The organism is Desulfuromonas sp. TF (genome assembly GCF_000472285.1).
GTDB lineage: Bacteria > Desulfobacterota > Desulfuromonadia > Desulfuromonadales > ATBO01 > ATBO01.
Map to the genome: position 1 here is coordinate 484505 of NZ_KI421413.1, position 17688 is coordinate 502192.

Here is a 17688-nt window from a genome sequence, read left to right on the forward strand (position 1 = left end):
AAGCGCACCTCCTTACCTCTATGATTGCTCCCACGGCCAGTAAAGAGACCAGTTCGGTCCGCGGAAGAATTCTCCTATCACGATCAGGATGATCATGGTGACGACGAAAAGTGAAAACAAGAGGATGCCCGCTTTCCGATTTCCGGAAAACCAGACGCCAGTCCCTGTCGGGTTCCTGTCCAGGTACGGCAGAAATAGCAGAGACAATACAATAACCGCGGGGATCAGGATTCCGCCCAGGAAAGCCGAGTAGCTCACCAGTTCCTGAATTCCCACGAAATACCAGGGCGCCTTGGCCGGATTGGTCGAATGCAAAGGGTTGGCGGGCTCTTCGAGGGGGGCATCGAACACCAGGGAGACCGCAAGAATCACGATGCAGACGATCAAGAAGAGCAGGAGCTCACGCACTATCAGGTGCGGCCAGGTATGCACCGTTTCTTCCGGCCCTTTTTCAACTTGGAGGGACTCCCCTTCTACAATCGCCATAAGAGAATAGGTCTTGTCGGGATCCTTCGGGTATATTTCCACTTTTTCTACTGTTGCCATTGCTCGAAACCTCCTCGGCCCTTTTTGCTTAATCTCAGTCTTTCAACGGCCGTGAAAGGCCTCCGTCCTTGCGAATCCGCCAGAAATGCACCCCCACCAGTACCGCCGTAAATAGAGGCAGGATCGCAATGTGAAGCACATAAAATCGCGTGAGCGCCATCTGGCCGACCTCGTTCCCTCCCAGCAGCAGGAACCGAAGATCGTCCCCAAGCCAGGGGACATAGGCGGCGATATTGGTTCCCACTGTAACGGCCCAAAAGGCCAGCTGATCCCAGGGAAGAAGGTATCCGGTAAAACTTAGAAATAGCGTCAGAAGAAGCAGGCATACCCCGATCACCCAGTTGAAATCCCTGGGGGGCTTGTAGGAGCCGGTGTAGAAGACGCGGCACAGGTGCAGAAAGACAAAGATCACCATGGCATGGGCCGACCATCGGTGGGCATTGCGCAGCACCATCCCGTAAGAGATGACAAACTCGAGATCCTTCATGCTACGGTAGGCACTTTCCATGGAAGGGATGTAATAGAACATCAGCAATGTCCCAGAAATCACCAGAATCAGGAAAAGATAGAAGGAAATCAGGCCCAGTCCGAAGGTATACCCAGGTCGAAGGGTGTTGACGTGAACCCTCACCGGGTGAAGATGCAGGAAGAAGTTTCCGTAGACTGCTGCGGCCCTTTCCTGATCAGGAGTCCCTCCCCCTCGACGAAGGACGGATTCTTTTATGCTTCCGGGCAAATGCTTGATGGACTCTTTGAGGCTGTATCTCATGATCAATCTCCGTCATACTCAAAGCGTTACTGGTCAACTCTGCTCCCATTTCTCTTCATAGTGGAACTCCGCCATGGAGATGGCTTGCCCCGGACATCGGCGCGCACACATCCCGCAACGAACGCATCGGCTCTCATCCTTGATGATCGCCGTCATCCCTTTGCCGGGAGGCGACCTCTTCTCCACGGCCCGGACCAGATCTTCGATATCCTTTTCTTTATGGATATCCGCCATGCGGGTAAGCTTAAGGGCGCCTTGAACGCAGGTATCCACACAGGTTCCACAAAGAAGACAGCGGGAGCGGTCGAATACGGTCTGTATGTTGCACCGCCTGCATCGGGCAGCCTGAAGGCGCGCCTGCTCTGACTCAAAAGCCAGAGTGATCTCCTCCCCGGTCTGGATCCTTTTGCCGGCATCTCTCTTGGGTGGGTTCACCGCCTCGATGGTCTCGCAACGGAGATTGTCAAAGTCAGGCGCCAGCGCCCTCATGTATCCTTTTTTCCTCACACGCAAGGGTTTGCCGCTGAGATAACCGTGGATGGACCGGGCCGCCTTCTGGCCGTCGGCGATGGCATCCGTCACGTTCCTAGCAAACCGCCACCGGACATCCCCTCCGGCAAAAACGCCCGGCAGCTTTGTGGACATGTCGTCTGCGGCACAGATCATCCCTGACGGCGTTATCTCCAGTCCGTCCATTCCGGACAAGGACGGGAGAGTCGAAGACTGACCCACGGCCAATATCACCGAGTCGGCTTCCAAAAAGGTCCTGCTGTCCTGGACAAAGGTGGGATTGAACCTTCCCTCTTCATCGAACACCGATTTCACGCCCAGAAACTCGACGCCGGTCACACGCCCCTTCTGTCCCACTATCCTCTGAGGGCCAAGTGAGGGATAAAACGCGATCCCTTCTTCCTGCGCATCCTCTTTCTCGGATAAACTCGCCGGCATCGTGTCCCACGATTCCAAACAGGAGATCATCACCCGCTCAACTCCTTGACGTACTGCATGCTGGGCACAGTCTATAGCCACCCCTCCGCCGCCTATGACCAGACAGGTCTTTCCCAATGAGATGTTCTGATGCTCCCGCACATAATCGATGCCGTTGTATGCTCCCTTCAACTCGGCCCCTTCCAGGTCCAGAATCATGGGATTCTGAAGACCGATGGTGATGAAGACCGACTCGTAGCCTTGCTCACGAAGATCGGCAAGAGTTCTTTCCGTTCCGATGGGGCTGTTTACCCTTATCTCTACCCCGATGCTCTTTATGGCCTCGATTTCTTGACGGACGATGTCTTTCGGTAATCGGAACCCCGGGATGCCGGTCTGCAACTGCCCTCCAGGCAGCGGCGCCGCCTCGAAAACCGTCACCCGATAGCCGAGCAGGGCAAGATCGTGAGCGGCCGATAATCCCGCCGGACCGGAACCCACGATGGCCACGCGGGCTGAAGTCCCCTGGGATCTCCCCCCTTCTTCCTTGCCCTTACGGGACCTCTCCGAAAGGGCAAAGATGTGGTTACCCGTCCGATCACTCAGCCACCTGTCCCGCTGGGAGAGCTCATCCAGCCTCTTCGCGACCGCAAGGGGTGAAGCCACGCCGTGCCGGTCACATACAAATCGCTTCAGGGACCGGATGCCCACCGGAGCTTCCACCTCCATCTTTCTGCAGGCCTTCTCGCAGGGTGCGGTACAGACCCTGCTGCAAACAGAAACAAGAGGGTTTGTTTGTCTGGCAATAAGGTAGCCCTTCTCATCATCTCCATCGGCTATGGCTTTAATGTACCTCTTGGTGTCGGTCCCAAGCGGACAGGCGCTTTGGCATGGCGTCAAAGCCTGATAGTCCTCGAGTCTCATGACCCTTACCCGATATTTGCCGTCTTCCTTGTCCATGAATCTTCCTCTGTCATACCGTTGATACCGCTCAGACTCGCTGCCGCTCCTCCAACTGCGCGGCCATGCCACCTATTGCCCTATCACTTGCTAACACTGTGCCATTTATTTTTTGTCTTTATTTCCGACAGCTTGAAACATGGCACTACACCTTAAACCGAAATGCGGCGTAACATAAATAAACAACGTTATACAATCCAGGGTTCCCGAAAAAAGGAGAGGAGTCATCGACAGAACCTGTGGCCCCAGCCTAAAAAGAACTGTTATATCATTTGCTTATAAATGAGAAAAAGGGAAGGAGAAGAGTCTATGTTACTATTCGTGATGCTTGGCACGATTGGCTGTTACTGTTTTACACAGAAATCGGGAATGAAAAGGTCTAAGACGCCAAACCGGATTTTTCGAGGATAGATGGCAGGAAAAGGCATGTTGAATCATAAAACTTTGTTTGATAAAATCCGACAGATGAAAAATATGCCGGAGCCAAATAACGGCCGGTCTTGAAGAGGAAATTTGAGCATCATGAATATTGCATGGCGAAATCGATTGGCAATAGTTTTCGTGAGCATGATAATGACCAGCGCCCTGCCTTCCCTGGCAAAGGATAGGAGTGAAATCATAATTGGCACCCACCTTCCTTTGACAGGTGAGCTTTCTGGAGCAGGCAGGGAACAGAAGTGGTCTTATGAGGAAGCGGTAAAGGATGTTAACGCTTCGGGTGGCATCTTTATAAAGGAATTCGGAAAAAATCTACAGGTCAGGCTCATTATCGTGGATGATGAATCGAATCCAGCGAAGGCTTCCCGAGCAGTAGAGAGACTGATAGATTTCCACAAAGTTGACATGCTCCTGAGCGGTTTTGGCGGGATTCATGGTGTCATCCCTGCGTGTATAACTGCAGAGAAATACAAAAAATATTATCATGCTTCCATTTCCTTGGTGCCAGACTGGCTTAAGCACAAGTTTCAATGGTCCACACTGTTTTTCTTCGACCTTGAGCAAAGCGTCTCCGTTCCTTTCCAGTTATGGAACAGTATGCCGAGGGATAACCGCCCGAAAAAACCCGCGGTATTAACGGAAAACACCCCCGATGGACGACTCTTTGCCGACCTTTTTCAGACCGTTTCGAAAACGTATGGCTATCGTTTAATTTTTTCCGAGACTCTGCGCTCTGGAACTAATGATCATTCGGTACAAATACAAAAGTCCAAAACCTTGGGGGTTGATGCGATCCTCTTTTTCTCTTCTGAAAAAGACAGCATAAGCTTTATTCGCCAAATGAAACAAAATGACCTTAACGTGGCCTACTTCCATGGGTGGAAAGGAGCCTGGGCTGGAAATTTCTGGAATGAACTCGGGAAGGACGCCCAATTCATTCTTTGTGACGGGTTTTGGTCAATGGACTTCCCCTTCCCGGGGGCTAGGGATTTGGGTGAACGCTACCTGAGGCACTTCGGAGAAACTTCGGTTTCGGTCGGGTGTACCTATGCCCTAGCTCAAATCCTGTGGCAGGCCATCGAAAAAGCCGGAACTCTGGACGGAAAAAAGGTGCGTGACGCCGTTCTAGGCAGCAGGTTTGAAACCGTTATGGGTCCTGTAAAATACCAGAGCAATGGAGTTGCCATTTTCGTGAACACAGCCAATCAGTGGATCGACGGCAAGCAAGAGTTGGTTTACCCGTTCAAATGGGCGAAAAAACCGGTCATATCGGCCCCGCCATGGGATGAACGATTGTAGAATATTGTGCGCTTCGGCCGTGAATCCGAAAACACCCCATCTCCCTCCATGAATTTTGGTAACACTTTGCCTTACCAACGCCACCAACGGTAACACAGAACTCCTGTCCGCGTATAACTTCCCGACATTTAATGCCTTTCGGACCAGTTCGATATTTCCCGACATTCCTTTCTCTCTAAACCTCCCATCTCCACCTACCCACTAAATCCTCAATAAATTTGGATACTTGAATATCAATACCCTTGCTATTTCTTTTATCTATTTATTCGAACTTTGTTTTAAACAGAATATCAGTTTGAACACTCAAGCCCCTATATTAATAATACAAATTATTGATTTTACAGCATTATTTTAAATGGCACATTGTTTGCTTTTTGGTAAATCGAGACATACTGGCTCTCCGAAAGCCAGAGAAAACCATCAAAAACATCAAGAAATCAGCAGCAGAAAAATTGGGACGAAAGGAGTTAACCATGCTTCATGCAACGCTTCTTGAAGCAGCAAGATGCAAAGCGAAACCCAGAGTGGATGAAGACCGCAGAGGGTTTGTCAATCTGGCCGCGACGATTCTGGTTCTCGGAATCGGAGGGGCTGTGACACAGATCGGCCGTTTCCTGAAGCCCAATGTTCTTTATGAACCTTCCAAAGTCTTCAAAATTGGCGCTCTGAGCAGGTTCCCAATCGGAAGCCGAACTGTAATAGGTGGCAGGGGAATAGAAATCGTGCGGGAGAAGGATGGCATTCACGCCATCTCTCTCGTCTGTACACACCTGGGCTGCCTGGTTAAACCCGTGAACAACAATCCCGATGTCGGGTACACATGCCCCTGCCACGGATCCCACTTTACGCTCAAGGGTGATGTCCTAGGGGGACCGGCACCAAAAAACCTTCCCTGGTACGAAATCTATATGGATCACATGGGGAGTCTCGTGGTCGATACTTCCAAGGAGAACCAAAGAAGGACCAAGCTCGTTGCCTAGGACTAAAGGCAATTGTTCCTGCTTCCCTCATGTCCTTTGTCGACAGGCGGCATCCGAACCGAAGTAGTGCATCGGGAGATAGTCGCCATGGGAAACCTGGACGGTGCCTGATCCCCTTTTGTGAACCTGAGGATCTTAATATGCGAACTTCGGAGAATAAGCGGATGGAAAGAGCAGTTTTGCGAAAGCTTACATCACTCTGCATCATCAGCGGACTGGTCTGTTTGATCCTGCTGGGTATAACGGCGATCCGCGACGGAAAACGGGAGTGGAAAGATTATCAGCAGGAGTACAGGAGACTGCTACTGGGAAAGATCAGCCGCGATATCAACCCGGTGCTCTACGAGAGAGTTTCGGGCATGAAGCCGGAGATCAAGCAGATCGTCGTGAATGAATTCGGCGCCGTCGACCGCTGTCCAACCTGCCACCTTGGGATCGAAGATACGCTATTCACCACGGCGAAGCAACCGCACACCACCCACCCGGACCCGGAGCTGCTGGCAAAGCACCCCGTTGAGAAGTTCGGCTGCACCATCTGTCATGGCGGCCAGGGGGCGGCCACAACCTACGACGGAGCCTCCCACCAGACCATCGCCCACTGGCCGGATCCGATGGTGGAGAAGCGTTTCATGCAGTCCCGTTGCGGCTACTGCCACAAGGACTACGAGGCAATCGGGGCCGACGATCTGGCCTTGGGACAGAAGCTCTTTGAAGACCTTTATTGTGCCGGTTGCCACAAGGTCGATGCGGGTGACGGATCCATGGCTCCCGAGCTATCCGCCTTCGCCGATAAGGATACCGGGCACTTCGACTTTACTCATATCGACGGTGACCGCTCGCGGCAGAACTGGGCACTTGAACACTTCCTGAGCCCTTCACGGGTAACACCGGGCTCCGTGATGCGCAGCTACGCTATGAACGGCCATCAGGTCGAAGCCCTGACGACTTATGTCCTGAGCCTTACGGAAAGGGTTTTTGTGAGGTCGTATTATCCCAAGGAGGACCTCGTTGTCGCGAAGAAGGACATTATTATCCAAGAGCGGGAGAAGGATTTCTCCCCGTAGGTTTTCACCAAGGAATTTTCCCGGGAAACATTTCTCATAAGGGAGTTGACGAATGAAAATGGGAATCTTGAGCATTCTGGCCACCATGCTCTTCTCAGCGCTCCTGTTCTGCAGCGGAGCCCAGGCCAATGAGCCGCCGAACATGCCCTACGTCTTCGAGGCAAACTGTTTCCTGTGTCACAGGGAACCTGAGCAAACCGGGCCGAGCAGCATTTTCGACATGCGGTCGAAGACTGGGAATCCCCTGCACGAACAGTATATCCGCAACAACGTGCGATTCGGAATAAGCGCGATGCCTGCTTTCAGGATATCGGAAGTAAGCCCGAAGGCGTTGGATGATATTGTCAACTATCTGAAAACCGTTGCTACATACCGCAAGGAGCATCCTGACTACAAACCAATGCCGGGGCCAGAAGGAGGGATCGAGAAATGATAGACAGGAGCAAAAGAGATTTTTTCAAAAATTGTCTCATGGCCGGGGCGGTGGTGGCGACCTCAGGAACCGCGGTGCGCCCCCGGAATGCAGACGCCTGCCCTCATAAAACGATCAAGGGCATCTGCCTGTACGTTCCCAACCTGGGAAAGGCGAGCGAATTTGTGGAATTGATGAACAGAAACGCTCCTGGGGACTGGACGGTTCATCCCCTGACGGGTTCATTGACCGACTGCTACTTCAAAACCAGAAGCCTTTACGAAGAGGCCAAAGGCAAGGCCAACACCTTCGTCGGTGTTGTTGATCCGGGGAGCTTAGCCCTCATCCATGCGGCGATAGTCGACAGCGGCGGCAGCTTCCACTACATCACCTACGAAGAACGGAACCGGGTGACCTTTTCCGCGCAGATTTAACTAAACAGCCGGGATTTTAGCCACGCAGGTTCATCGGCCAAGTATGTCATCAAGGTGCTCAGTCAAACCTAAGGGGTTGGTTAACGTTGCGAAAAATAACAATTGAGGAGGTAAGATAGATGAGTCGTTTCGTTGCACTTCCTGTGGGCGTGACAGAAGAGACCTTCGCAAAGGCCATCAAGGAGTACCGCGCCCTTCTCGGCGAGGAGCGGGTGCGCACCGATCCCAGCTCGTTGCAGTCCTATACGAAAATCATGTACCCGGAAAGCGAAGAGCAGCATGTCCCTTCCGCGGCGATGCTGCCAAGAACGGTCGAAGAAATCCAAGCTGTCGTGGCCATAGCCAACAAGTACAAAACCCCTCTCTGGACGGTAAGCACCGGGAAGAACTTTGGCTACGGGTCCTCGGCTCCGGCGACCCGGGGCCAGATCGTGCTCGACCTCAAGACCATGAACAAAATCATCCACATTGATGCGGAGCTGGGATACTGCCTGGTGGAGCCGGGGGTCACCTACTACGATCTCAATAAATACTTTGAAAAGCACAAGATGAATCTGATGATCTCCGTTCCGTCCCCCTCGGCGATCGTCGGTCCCGTCGGCAACATCTGCGACCGCGGGGCCGGCTACACCCCTTATGGTGATCACTTTCTCTTCTCCTGCGGAATGGAAGTCGTCTTAGCCAACGGAGATGTGATTCGCACCGGCATGGGAGGGATCCCTGATTCGAGCAGCTGGCATGCCTTTAAATGGGGATATGGCCCATATGTCGATGGTCTGTTCACCCAGTCCAACTACGGGATTGTCACCAAGATGGGCGTCTGGCTCATGAAGACGCCGCCCCCGGGCGGGTACAAGCCCTTTCTGATGAAATTTTCGAAGCATGAGATGCTTCCCGAGATCATCAAAACCATCATGCCGCTTCGTTTGAGTCAGATCATTCCCAATGCGTGCGTCGTGGTGAATCCTCTCTTGGAAGCGGCCTGCTACTGCAACTATGAGAGGACCGGCAAGCTGACGAGCAAGGAGACGTTCTACAAGGGAACGGGGATTCTTCCTCCCAAGGTCATCGAGGAGATCAGGCGTGAGCTGGATATCGGCGCCTGGAGTTTTTACGCCGCCCTTTACGGAACTCCGGAACAGGTAGCGCTGAACTGGAAGTACGTCACAGGGGCGTTTAAGGGCAAATTCGGCGGCGATGTGGTCATCGTTACAGAGGAAGAAGCCGGGGACGATATCAACTTCGAGTTCCGCCGTCAGATGATGAAGGGAGGGTGTTCCCTTCAGGAATTCACCTATTACAACTGGCGCGGGGGCGGCGGCTCCACGTGGTTCGCTCCGGTGGCAGCCGCCAGACCGTCGGAAAGCATGAATCAGGTGGAGCTAGCGACGAAAGTTCTCAATGAGCACGGATTCGACTACCTTGCCGAATACATCGTCGGTTGGCGCGAAATGCACCACATCATCGACCTTCTCTACGATCGGAACGACCCGGAGGAATTGAAACGGGCTTACGCGTGTTATGACGAGCTTCTGAGCGTTTTCAAAAAGAACGGTTATGGAACTTACCGGACCAACCCGGCCTTCATGGAGAAGACGGCGGACACCTTCGGACCGGAAATGCGAAAAATACACCGCTCTCTCAAACAGGCCTTGGATCCAAATAATATTCTGGCTCCCGGTAAGTCGGGCATCAACCTGAACGCCTGAGGGTGACGCTTGTGCGGGCTAGAACCAGGTATGGGAGAAACACCTTTGGAGCTGTCAAGCCCATTTGTTTGGCTTGTCCTGATGGCGGCACAGCCGGATAGTTAATACGTCCGAACATGTTGAGGAGGTTTAAAAGATGAGTCGTTTCGTTGCTCTTCCCAAAGGAGTGAGCGAAGAAAATTTCGCCAAAGCCATTCAAGACTATCGTGCCCAGCTTGGCGAAAACCGGGTGCTCACGGACGCCGCCTCTCTTCAGCCCTACGTGAAGGAGGTTCTGCCCGACAAATTGGAGAGGCAAATGCCCTCGGCGGTCGTGACGCCCTCATCGGTCCAGGACATACAGGCGGTGGTGCGCATAGCCAACAACTATAAAACGCCCCTTTGGACAGTATGCAATGGAGAGAATGAGGGCTATGGCGGAAGTGCTCCAGCGACACGGGGCCAGATCGTGCTTGACTTGAGGCACATGAACAAGATCCTCCACGTCGATGAAGAGCTGGGCTATTGCTTGCTGGAGCCTGGGGTGACCTATGGCGATTTGCAAAATCATCTCAAAACTCACGATAGCCACCTCTGGCTCGATTCCCCCGCTTCTTCGGCCTCGGTGAGTGTCGTTGGCAATACGCTGGATCGGGGATGTGGCTATACGCCGTACCATGATCACTTTTTCTTTTCCTGTGGCATGGAAGTCGTGTTGGGCGACGGCACCTTGCTTCGAACCGGGATGGGCGGAGTCCCCAATTCAACGAGCTGGCAAGTCTTCAAGTGGGGGTATGGCCCGTATGTCGACGGAATTTTCACTCAGGGCAACAACGGCATCGTGACCAAACTCGGTGCATGGTTGATGGGCGCGCCTCCTGCGGGAGGGTATAAACCCTTTTGTCTCCGACTCCCCAAGACCGAGATGCTCGAAAAGCTCATGGGCCCCTTGGTGCTTCTGCGTCAAACGCATATCATTCCAAATGCCTGCGCCCTTGTGAACGCAGGGTGGGAGTCAAACGATCGCACGGCGCATAATGCAGGTGCCAAGGGACCAGGGGGCGTCGGCGCCTGGAACCTCTACGGTGCCGTTTATGGGACCCCCGAACAGGTTGAGCTGAATTGGGGATACGTCACCGGAACCTTCAAGGCGCTCTTTGGAGACCAGGCTCAGATTATAACCGAGCAAGAGGCGAAGGATGATCCTGTCTTTCAGCACCGCAAACAGTTGATGCAGGGGCGGACGCAATCTCAGCGGTACAAAGGCGGCGTCATGCAGTTTTCTGCTATAGCCCCCGCCGTCGCTTCCGAGTGCCGCCAGCAGGTGCGTGTTGCAGAAGAGGTTCTGCGCAAACACCAGTTCGATTACCTTTCAGAGTTCATTGTCGGGTGGCGGGATGCCCGTCACGTGATCGAGCTTCGGTTTGACCCTGCGAAATCTGAGCAGCACAGGCGCGCCCACCAATGCTATGGAGAGCTGTTGGAGCGCTTCAGCAAGCAGGGATGGGGGGTCGACCGTGCCAACACGGCGTTCATGGACAAGGTTGCCGATACCTATGGACCTGCGATGAAAAGGTTCAATCACGCTATAAAAAAGGCGCTCGATCCAAACAATATCCTGGCGCCGGGCAAATCCGGGATCAGCCTGGGCGCGTAAAATGTAAAGGACGCAGCGCTAAGAAAACATTGCTCAAGGGGCGGCAGCCGATGAGGTCGCCAGGCATGTTAACCGCAGGATGATGCTGTCATTCGGACACACAGTGTCTATCGACTACATACCAAAGGAGTGCTCTCTTATGTATTCAAAGGCAAGATGGCTGATTCTGTTTTCGGCCGCCGTGGCAATCATGTCCCTTTACATCAACATGATCGTTTTCGCTCCCATCCTCGGTAACATTGCCGGTTCCCTGGATGTCGACATGGGCACGGCGACCAATCTGATGATGGGCTTCGTGCTTTCGGTGGCCTGCGTTCTTATCTGGGGCGGGGTCGTCTGCGACAAGTTCGGCATCACTGCGGCGTTTATCCTCGGTCTGCTGTGCACCACCATTCCCGCAACGCTGATGCCGCTATTGGGTCAAAGCTTCAGTGCGGTCTTTGTAGCCCGTTTGATCCAGGGTGCTTCGGTCGGATTCATCTTCGCCACCATCGGACCCATCCTGGCCCTGTGGTTCCCGCCTAAGGAGCAGGGTCTAGCCGCCGGAGTTCTGTTCGGCTCCATCTCCCTGGGATCGACTATCGGCGTCGTCGCCTCTCCCGTTCTGCTCGAAGTACTGGGAAGTTGGGAAATAACGGTCGCGGTGATGTCGATTCCGGGATGGGCCGGGATCGTTATGGCCTATCTCTTCACCCGCCAGACCCCCTCGCCGGAGGTCATCGAGACGCTGCAGGCGGGCACGGCATCCGGGAAGAACGACCTTACCGTCAAGCAGGCCCTCGCCCTGCCCAAGACCGTCATTGTGACGGCAGTGATCGTCTGTAACGCCTGGGCCATGTACTGCATGTACAACCTGGTGCCCCCGTTCCTGGCGGCACCGGCGCCGATGGGGGTCGGCCTGCCCCCGGTCAGCGCCGGCAACCTTTCCCTGGCCTTGACCTCGGTCGGGATCATTGCTCCCTTCGTCGGCGGCATCTTCTTCGACAGGATTGTCAAGGGGAACCCCAAACCCGCCGTCATCATTGGTTTTGCCCTCACCGGGCTATTCACCTATGTTATTTCCTTGCCATCGATATTCGGTAATATGCCAGCCTTAATTGTATGCCTGATGCTTGCAGGATGGGGAATCCCCTTTATGGGTTCTTCGCTCAGTGCTTTTATTGCGACGAGTTACCCTCCCGACATGGTGGGCAGGATGATGGGATTCTGTTTCGGCGTCGGAACTCTCGGTGGGGCATTGGGCCTCTATCTAGGCGGCCGTTCGATCGGCTCCACCGGAAATTTTGTTATTGCCATGACGATGATTTCGGGGGCCGCGCTCGTCGGCATCATTCTGATGCTTCCACTTAAAGGAAAACAGACGGCTAAGATTCCTGCTGAGGCTGAAATTTCACGGATATCCTGATTTTTCATCGATGGAAAGCAGCGCTTTTTAGAGCCGCAATATGCTCGGTGATTTTCAACCTTGTGTAAGGAGGTACCGCGTACGTGCCCAATCAAAATATCCGGACCCTTCGGAAATTTGAAAACCTGTCTTACGTCCCTTGATGTTTCCGGTAGACTGGGGCAAGCGGTTTGGCTTACCATTTAAAATTGTAGGCAAATGGACTCGGCCCCAGCCACAGGTATTCTCACAGGATAACTATAGATGTCGTTTTTTTTCGATTCATTAGAAAAGAAAATAGCTCAAAGTGGGACAATTCTGCCATTCACCCTAAAAATTCTTATTCTCTTTCCTCTTTTCTCGATCTTTATTCTCACATTCGAAATTTATGCAGCGGCGAATTCGCGAAGCTTGAGAGTCATTGATTCTTCTACTGAGCCTATCACCCTTCATCCCCATCGTTCATTCGATCAATATTCTGATGTGATTATCAGCCAAGTTTACGAAGGGCTTATCGATTATGATTCTGATGGCAGGCTCGTGCCGCGGCTCGCCGTCCGGTGGGAGAAGCTGTCCCCCACCCGGTACCGTTTCTGGCTCCGGAAGGGAGTTCGCTTCCATAACGGCGAGCCCTTCGACGCCCGGGCTGTCCGCTTCAGTGTGGAACGGCAGATTCACCGAATGCCGCCAGCCGCCAACTCCGTCGTGTTCGATCCGGACCTCCGCGCTGAAATCATCGATCCCTATACTGTTGATCTTGTGACGGGCCGGCCCGATGCTCGCCTGCCGTCGACTCTTCCCATGTTTCTGATGATCCTTCCGCCTAAATACCTTACGGATGTAGGCGACGACGGCCTGGAACATCACCCCATCGGGACGGGTCCCTACCGCTATCGTGATCGAAAGCGAGGCCATTGGATTCGTTTGACGGCAAATCCGGATTACTGGCAACCGGATCTTCCTCATATCAAAGATGTGACCTTTCTGTTCGTTCCTCGAAACCAGCAATTTGACGCGCTCATGCAAGGAAAGTCCGATCTAGTGACGAAACTCAGAGGTACGGACTGTCTGCACGTGATGACGGGCCCAAATACCCGCGTTACAAAAAGACATGAAGCCGTAGCTCTTTGGATTTCTCTCAAAAACACGGATGGCCCATTCGCAGACCGGCGGGTGAGGCAAGCCGTGGGATATGCCATCAACAGGGAACATCTCATCGAGTACGTGGACAAGGGGAGTTCCGCAAGCGTATCCATCCCCTCCAATTCGATTGAATACGGCTACAACCCGGACCTTCGGCCTTACCCCTTTGATCTGGATCGAGCCCGTCGACTTCTTTCCGATGCAGGTTACCCGCAGGGCTTCACAGTCCGTGCGTTGGTCTCGGAGGATACGGCAGACATGGTCCGAGCCATACAGGCACAGCTGAAGATGGTGGGAGTGGAAATGGACCTGACCATCGTCCCCTGGGAGAAATTTCTGCGGCTCATTTCCGACACGAAGATCCTGCCGGAACAGACTACCCCCGCTTGGGACATGACCGCCTGGATAACGGCCAATCCGACTCTGCATGCCTTCTTTATGCCCATGGCTCTGTTTTATTCAAAGTCACCCTACGCCATTGTCTCCGATCCCCTATTCGACCGGACCTATCTCTCCTACGTCACCGAAGAGAATCCTGAGTTGCGTCAGGAGTTTTTAAACGATCTCCAGGCCAGGGCATTTAGCGAAGCTTACGGCATTTATATCGCTCAAAGGGTCCAGATCTACGGTCTCCACTGGGATTTGAGAATCGAAAACAGTCCGACGGGAATGTTGACGGGTCGCACGTTAGCTGAGGCTTACTGGATGGATAAGCCGAAATCCCTCTGGGATGAGCGTTCCCAGGCCAAAAGGAATCCAAGATGAAGATTGGGATCACCGGCAAGCTCATAATCATGATCCTTCCCGTTGTCATCGTTCCTTTATTCATCACCGGTCTGATGGCCAATAACCTAACCGAAGAGATTGTTACTGATTTGCTCGACCATGTTCAAATGAACTTGGCCAAGGAAATCGCTGAAAAGACCAACCAGGATTTCAAGACCGCCAAGTCCGATATTCGGATGCTTTCCGCACTTCCTGCTTTGAAAGACTTCTACTATAACAGGTTTTACGGCTTGGAATCCGAAGCGGAAATATCAAGGAAACAGGTAGAAAAATTTTTCCAGAACCTAGCTCAAAAGAACAAACTCTATTCCCGCATATCCTACGTCGACTTTGACGGTCTGGAAGTCGCGTCGGTCTTAAATGGCGAGCCGGCCATACTTCGGGGACAAGGAGTCGACGTATCATTGACAGAAAGCGAGCTGTTGTCTGGCAAGGAGGATCTGAGGGTTTCCAGCGTCATTTCCCTTGAGGACTCTGGGCAGCGTGTCGTGCGCCTCAGTTATTCTCTGTTCGATGTATGGTCCCGACTGGCAGGGGTTGTGATGCTGGAATTAAACTTCGATGAACTGTCCCACCAGGTTTTGTCTCAAAAAGTCAGTCAGCACGGATACGCTCTGGTACTCGACGAGAACGGCAGGGTTGTGATTCACCCTGAAGCCCGTATCCTCGGCAAAGCCCCCGATGAACTTCCCCTTCCGTCCCTGACGAAAGCCACAAAGGAGATGATACAAAGGCGCGAAGGGTCTATCTCCTATCTATATCAGGGTACGCAGGTCGCGGCATTTACCCCGGTCGAGGACAACGGTTGGACAGTGGTCGTCACTTTGCCTCTGAGGGAGTACAAGGCGAAGATGTCGGCCATGCAGAACCGGATTCATATCATCGCCTTCGGTTCAGCCATCCTGGCTATGGGAGCGGGAATCATTTTCTCCTGGCGTTTTGTGAGGCCGATCAAAAGCCTTGCCCAAGCGGCAACGGCCATCTCCAAGGGGCAACTCCCCTCGCTGGTGACTCCGGAGTCCAGCGATGAACTGGGCGCCCTCACCCGCTCCTTCAATGAGATGTCCCAAAACCTCCGCAGCGTTCAGACCGAACTCGTCAAATCGGAAAAACTCGTTTCCTTGGGACGCTTGGCGGCCGGAGTCGCCCATGAGATTCGCAACCCCCTGAATGCAATCAACATGGCTTCCCAGTATCTGCGCTCCAGAATGGCGGACGATCCCGGAGCTCGTGAATCCATCGAATTGATCACGGATGAAATCTGCCATTTAAATAAATTCGTGACCGATTTCCTTAACTATGCCTTGCATCCGCCACTGAACCTGACGCCGATGAACATCAACGAGCTTGTCACCGACGTCCTGGAAACCCATGCGACCCTGACCAGAGAGAAGAAGGTTTTTGTCCAGCGAAGCCTCTACGATCACATGCCCGATATCTTGATGGATGCCTTCCAGATCGAGCGCGTCCTTGTAAACCTGGTGGCGAACGCGATGGATGCCATGCCTGAGGGAGGAGTCCTTCGCGTCGATACATCGTTGCAGCCAGCTGAAAAAGAGGAGTTCACAATAGCGGTTCGGATTCAAGACACCGGGGTGGGCATCAGCGAAGAGAACCTCGAACGAGTCTTCGACCCGTTTTTCTCCACCAAGGAAAACGGCACCGGCATAGGACTCGCTCTGACTCAGAGCATCGTGGAGAATCATGGCGGCAAGCTCTTGGTCGAGTCCGAACTGGACAAGGGGACCGCCATGACCGTATTGCTTTCGAATATTCCGGCCGCGAGCAAGGAGGAAGAATGACAGGCAAAAGAGTGCTCATAGTAGATGATAGTGTCGGCAGTCTGAGGGCGTTGCGACAGGTTTTGGGGGCTGAGGGATACGAGGTGGTCACTGCCTCCCGCGGGCAGGAGGCCCTTCAACTATTCGAAGCAGGCCCCCCTTTCGACGCTGTTCTTGCGGACCTGAAAATGCCGGGCATGGATGGCCTGCAATTATACCGCCACCTGGTCTCGCTCGATCCCATGGTCCAATTCATTGTCATGACCGCCCACGGCACGATCGGGTCAAGCGTGGAGGCGATGAAGGAGGGGGTCTACGACTATCTGGTAAAGCCCCTGAACACGGACGAACTTTCGCTCATCCTGGCGAAGGCGATCCGCGCTCGCCAGCAGATGTCCGAACTTCAAGGACTGCGAGCCGAGGTTTCAGGAAGGTACGACTTCCACAACATCGTGGGTCAGAGTCTGGCCCTGCGAAAACTTTTCGACATGGTTAAAGCCGCAGCGCCCACGGACGCCACGATCCTGATTACTGGGGAAACGGGCACCGGCAAGGAGCTATTCGCAAAAGCCATCCACTTCAACAGCCAGCGCGGGCAGAACACCCTGGTTTCCATCAACTGCGCAGCACTTTCCGAATCACTCCTGGAAGCCGAGCTGTTCGGCCATGTCAAAGGCGCATTCACCGGTGCGGCCTCCAGCCGCGTCGGACGTCTCGAAGCCGCCGACCAAGGTACCCTTTTTCTCGACGAGATCGGGCAGATGAGCCTGAGCCTGCAGGCCAAGCTCCTGCGGTTCCTGCAGGAACGCACGTTCGAGCCTGTTGGTTCGAGCACAACCCGTACCGTCAACACTCGCATCATTGCCGCCACCAACCGCGACATGGAAGATGAGGTCAAAGCCCAACGTTTCCTTCCGGACTTGTATTACCGCCTTCAGGTGATCCAACTGACCATTCCACCACTGCGGGAGCGCAAGGAGGACATTCCGCTGCTCGCGATGCACTTCATCAAGGAAGCGGCTGCCGAGCACGCACAAACGATGAGGGAAATGAGCAACGAAATTATCACGGCCCTGAGGGCCTACTCCTGGCCCGGTAATATACGGGAGTTGAAAAATACGATCGATAGATTGATGATTTTAGGAAAAGGACAGAAGATCCTTCTTAATGAACTGCCCCCCCATATGATCGAGCAGTCAAACCTCTCCCCGGAACCTTCGGACGGGTTGCTCAAGGAACTCCCACCGGGAGGCGTCACTCTGAAGGAAATCCAGAGAGAATTGCTTTACAAAACTCTTCAACTCTTCGATGGCAACCGCACCTTCGCTGCGAAAGCCTTGGGTATTTCCCGCAAGTCCCTCTGGGAAAGGATCGAGCGGTTCGGATTATCATGATTTAGCAATGCGCCTCCAAATCACTG

General features: G+C 53.5%; 14 protein-coding genes. 11 read left to right on the plus strand and 3 right to left on the minus strand.

Translation table 11 applies throughout. The features are described 5' to 3' along the window. Window positions 1–18: 18 nt before the first annotated feature. From DTF_RS0104845 to DTF_RS0104855, 3 genes are read right to left on the minus strand one after another with little or no spacing between them, the layout of a single operon-like run. Complete coding sequence (locus DTF_RS0104845; protein ID WP_027714402.1) at window positions 19–546, minus strand: menaquinol oxidoreductase; 528 nt, start codon at window positions 544–546, stop codon at window positions 19–21. Between the two features lie 34 nt (window positions 547–580). Next, a complete protein-coding gene (locus tag DTF_RS0104850; RefSeq protein WP_027714403.1) occupies window positions 581–1315 on the minus strand; it encodes a cytochrome b N-terminal domain-containing protein in 735 nt (244 codons plus the stop codon). 33 nt (window positions 1316–1348) lie between these two features. Then, window positions 1349–3202: an FAD-dependent oxidoreductase gene (locus tag DTF_RS0104855; protein ID WP_027714404.1), complete on the minus strand. Its 1854-nt coding sequence runs from the start codon at window positions 3200–3202 to the stop codon at window positions 1349–1351. Between the two features lie 522 nt (window positions 3203–3724). Here DTF_RS0104855 and DTF_RS0104860 point away from each other — a divergent pair. From DTF_RS0104860 to DTF_RS0104910, 11 genes are all read left to right on the plus strand, one after another. Beyond that, window positions 3725–4939, plus strand: a complete 1215-nt coding sequence (locus DTF_RS0104860; protein ID WP_027714405.1) for an amino acid ABC transporter substrate-binding protein — start codon at window positions 3725–3727, stop codon at window positions 4937–4939. Between the two features lie 473 nt (window positions 4940–5412). Further along, on the plus strand, window positions 5413–5919 hold the full coding sequence (locus tag DTF_RS21965) for a ubiquinol-cytochrome c reductase iron-sulfur subunit (protein WP_051360913.1): 507 nt from the start codon (window positions 5413–5415) through the stop codon (window positions 5917–5919). A gap of 164 nt (window positions 5920–6083) precedes the next feature. Then, the gene (locus DTF_RS21970; protein WP_035055820.1) at window positions 6084–6983 is read left to right on the plus strand and encodes a cytochrome c; all 900 of its coding nucleotides are present in this window, start codon (window positions 6084–6086) and stop codon (window positions 6981–6983) included. 52 nt (window positions 6984–7035) lie between these two features. After that, window positions 7036–7416: a cytochrome c gene (locus tag DTF_RS0104875; protein ID WP_027714406.1), complete on the plus strand. Its 381-nt coding sequence runs from the start codon at window positions 7036–7038 to the stop codon at window positions 7414–7416. Continuing rightward, window positions 7413–7829, plus strand: a complete 417-nt coding sequence (locus DTF_RS0104880; protein WP_027714407.1) for a hypothetical protein — start codon at window positions 7413–7415, stop codon at window positions 7827–7829. Before DTF_RS0104875 ends, DTF_RS0104880 begins: the two co-directional genes overlap by 4 nt. 119 nt (window positions 7830–7948) lie before the next feature. Beyond that, entirely contained in the window at window positions 7949–9538 is a 1590-nt protein-coding gene (locus DTF_RS0104885; protein WP_027714408.1) for an FAD-binding oxidoreductase, read from the plus strand. A gap of 136 nt (window positions 9539–9674) precedes the next feature. Beyond that, the gene (locus tag DTF_RS0104890; RefSeq protein ID WP_027714409.1) at window positions 9675–11174 is read left to right on the plus strand and encodes an FAD-binding oxidoreductase; all 1500 of its coding nucleotides are present in this window, start codon (window positions 9675–9677) and stop codon (window positions 11172–11174) included. A gap of 139 nt (window positions 11175–11313) precedes the next feature. Beyond that, a complete protein-coding gene (locus DTF_RS0104895) occupies window positions 11314–12579 on the plus strand; it encodes a nitrate/nitrite transporter (RefSeq protein WP_027714410.1) in 1266 nt (421 codons plus the stop codon). Between the two features lie 243 nt (window positions 12580–12822). Beyond that, window positions 12823–14466 (plus strand): ABC transporter substrate-binding protein, encoded by a 1644-nt coding sequence (locus DTF_RS0104900; protein WP_027714411.1) that lies wholly within the window; start codon window positions 12823–12825, stop codon window positions 14464–14466. Further along, window positions 14463–16289 carry a HAMP domain-containing histidine kinase gene (locus DTF_RS0104905; RefSeq protein WP_027714412.1) on the plus strand — a complete coding sequence of 609 codons (1827 nt, stop codon included), beginning with the start codon at window positions 14463–14465 and terminating at the stop codon, window positions 16287–16289. Before DTF_RS0104900 ends, DTF_RS0104905 begins: the two co-directional genes overlap by 4 nt. Continuing rightward, complete coding sequence (locus DTF_RS0104910; protein ID WP_027714413.1) at window positions 16286–17662, plus strand: sigma-54 dependent transcriptional regulator; 1377 nt, start codon at window positions 16286–16288, stop codon at window positions 17660–17662. Before DTF_RS0104905 ends, DTF_RS0104910 begins: the two co-directional genes overlap by 4 nt. Window positions 17663–17688 lie beyond the last annotated feature (26 nt).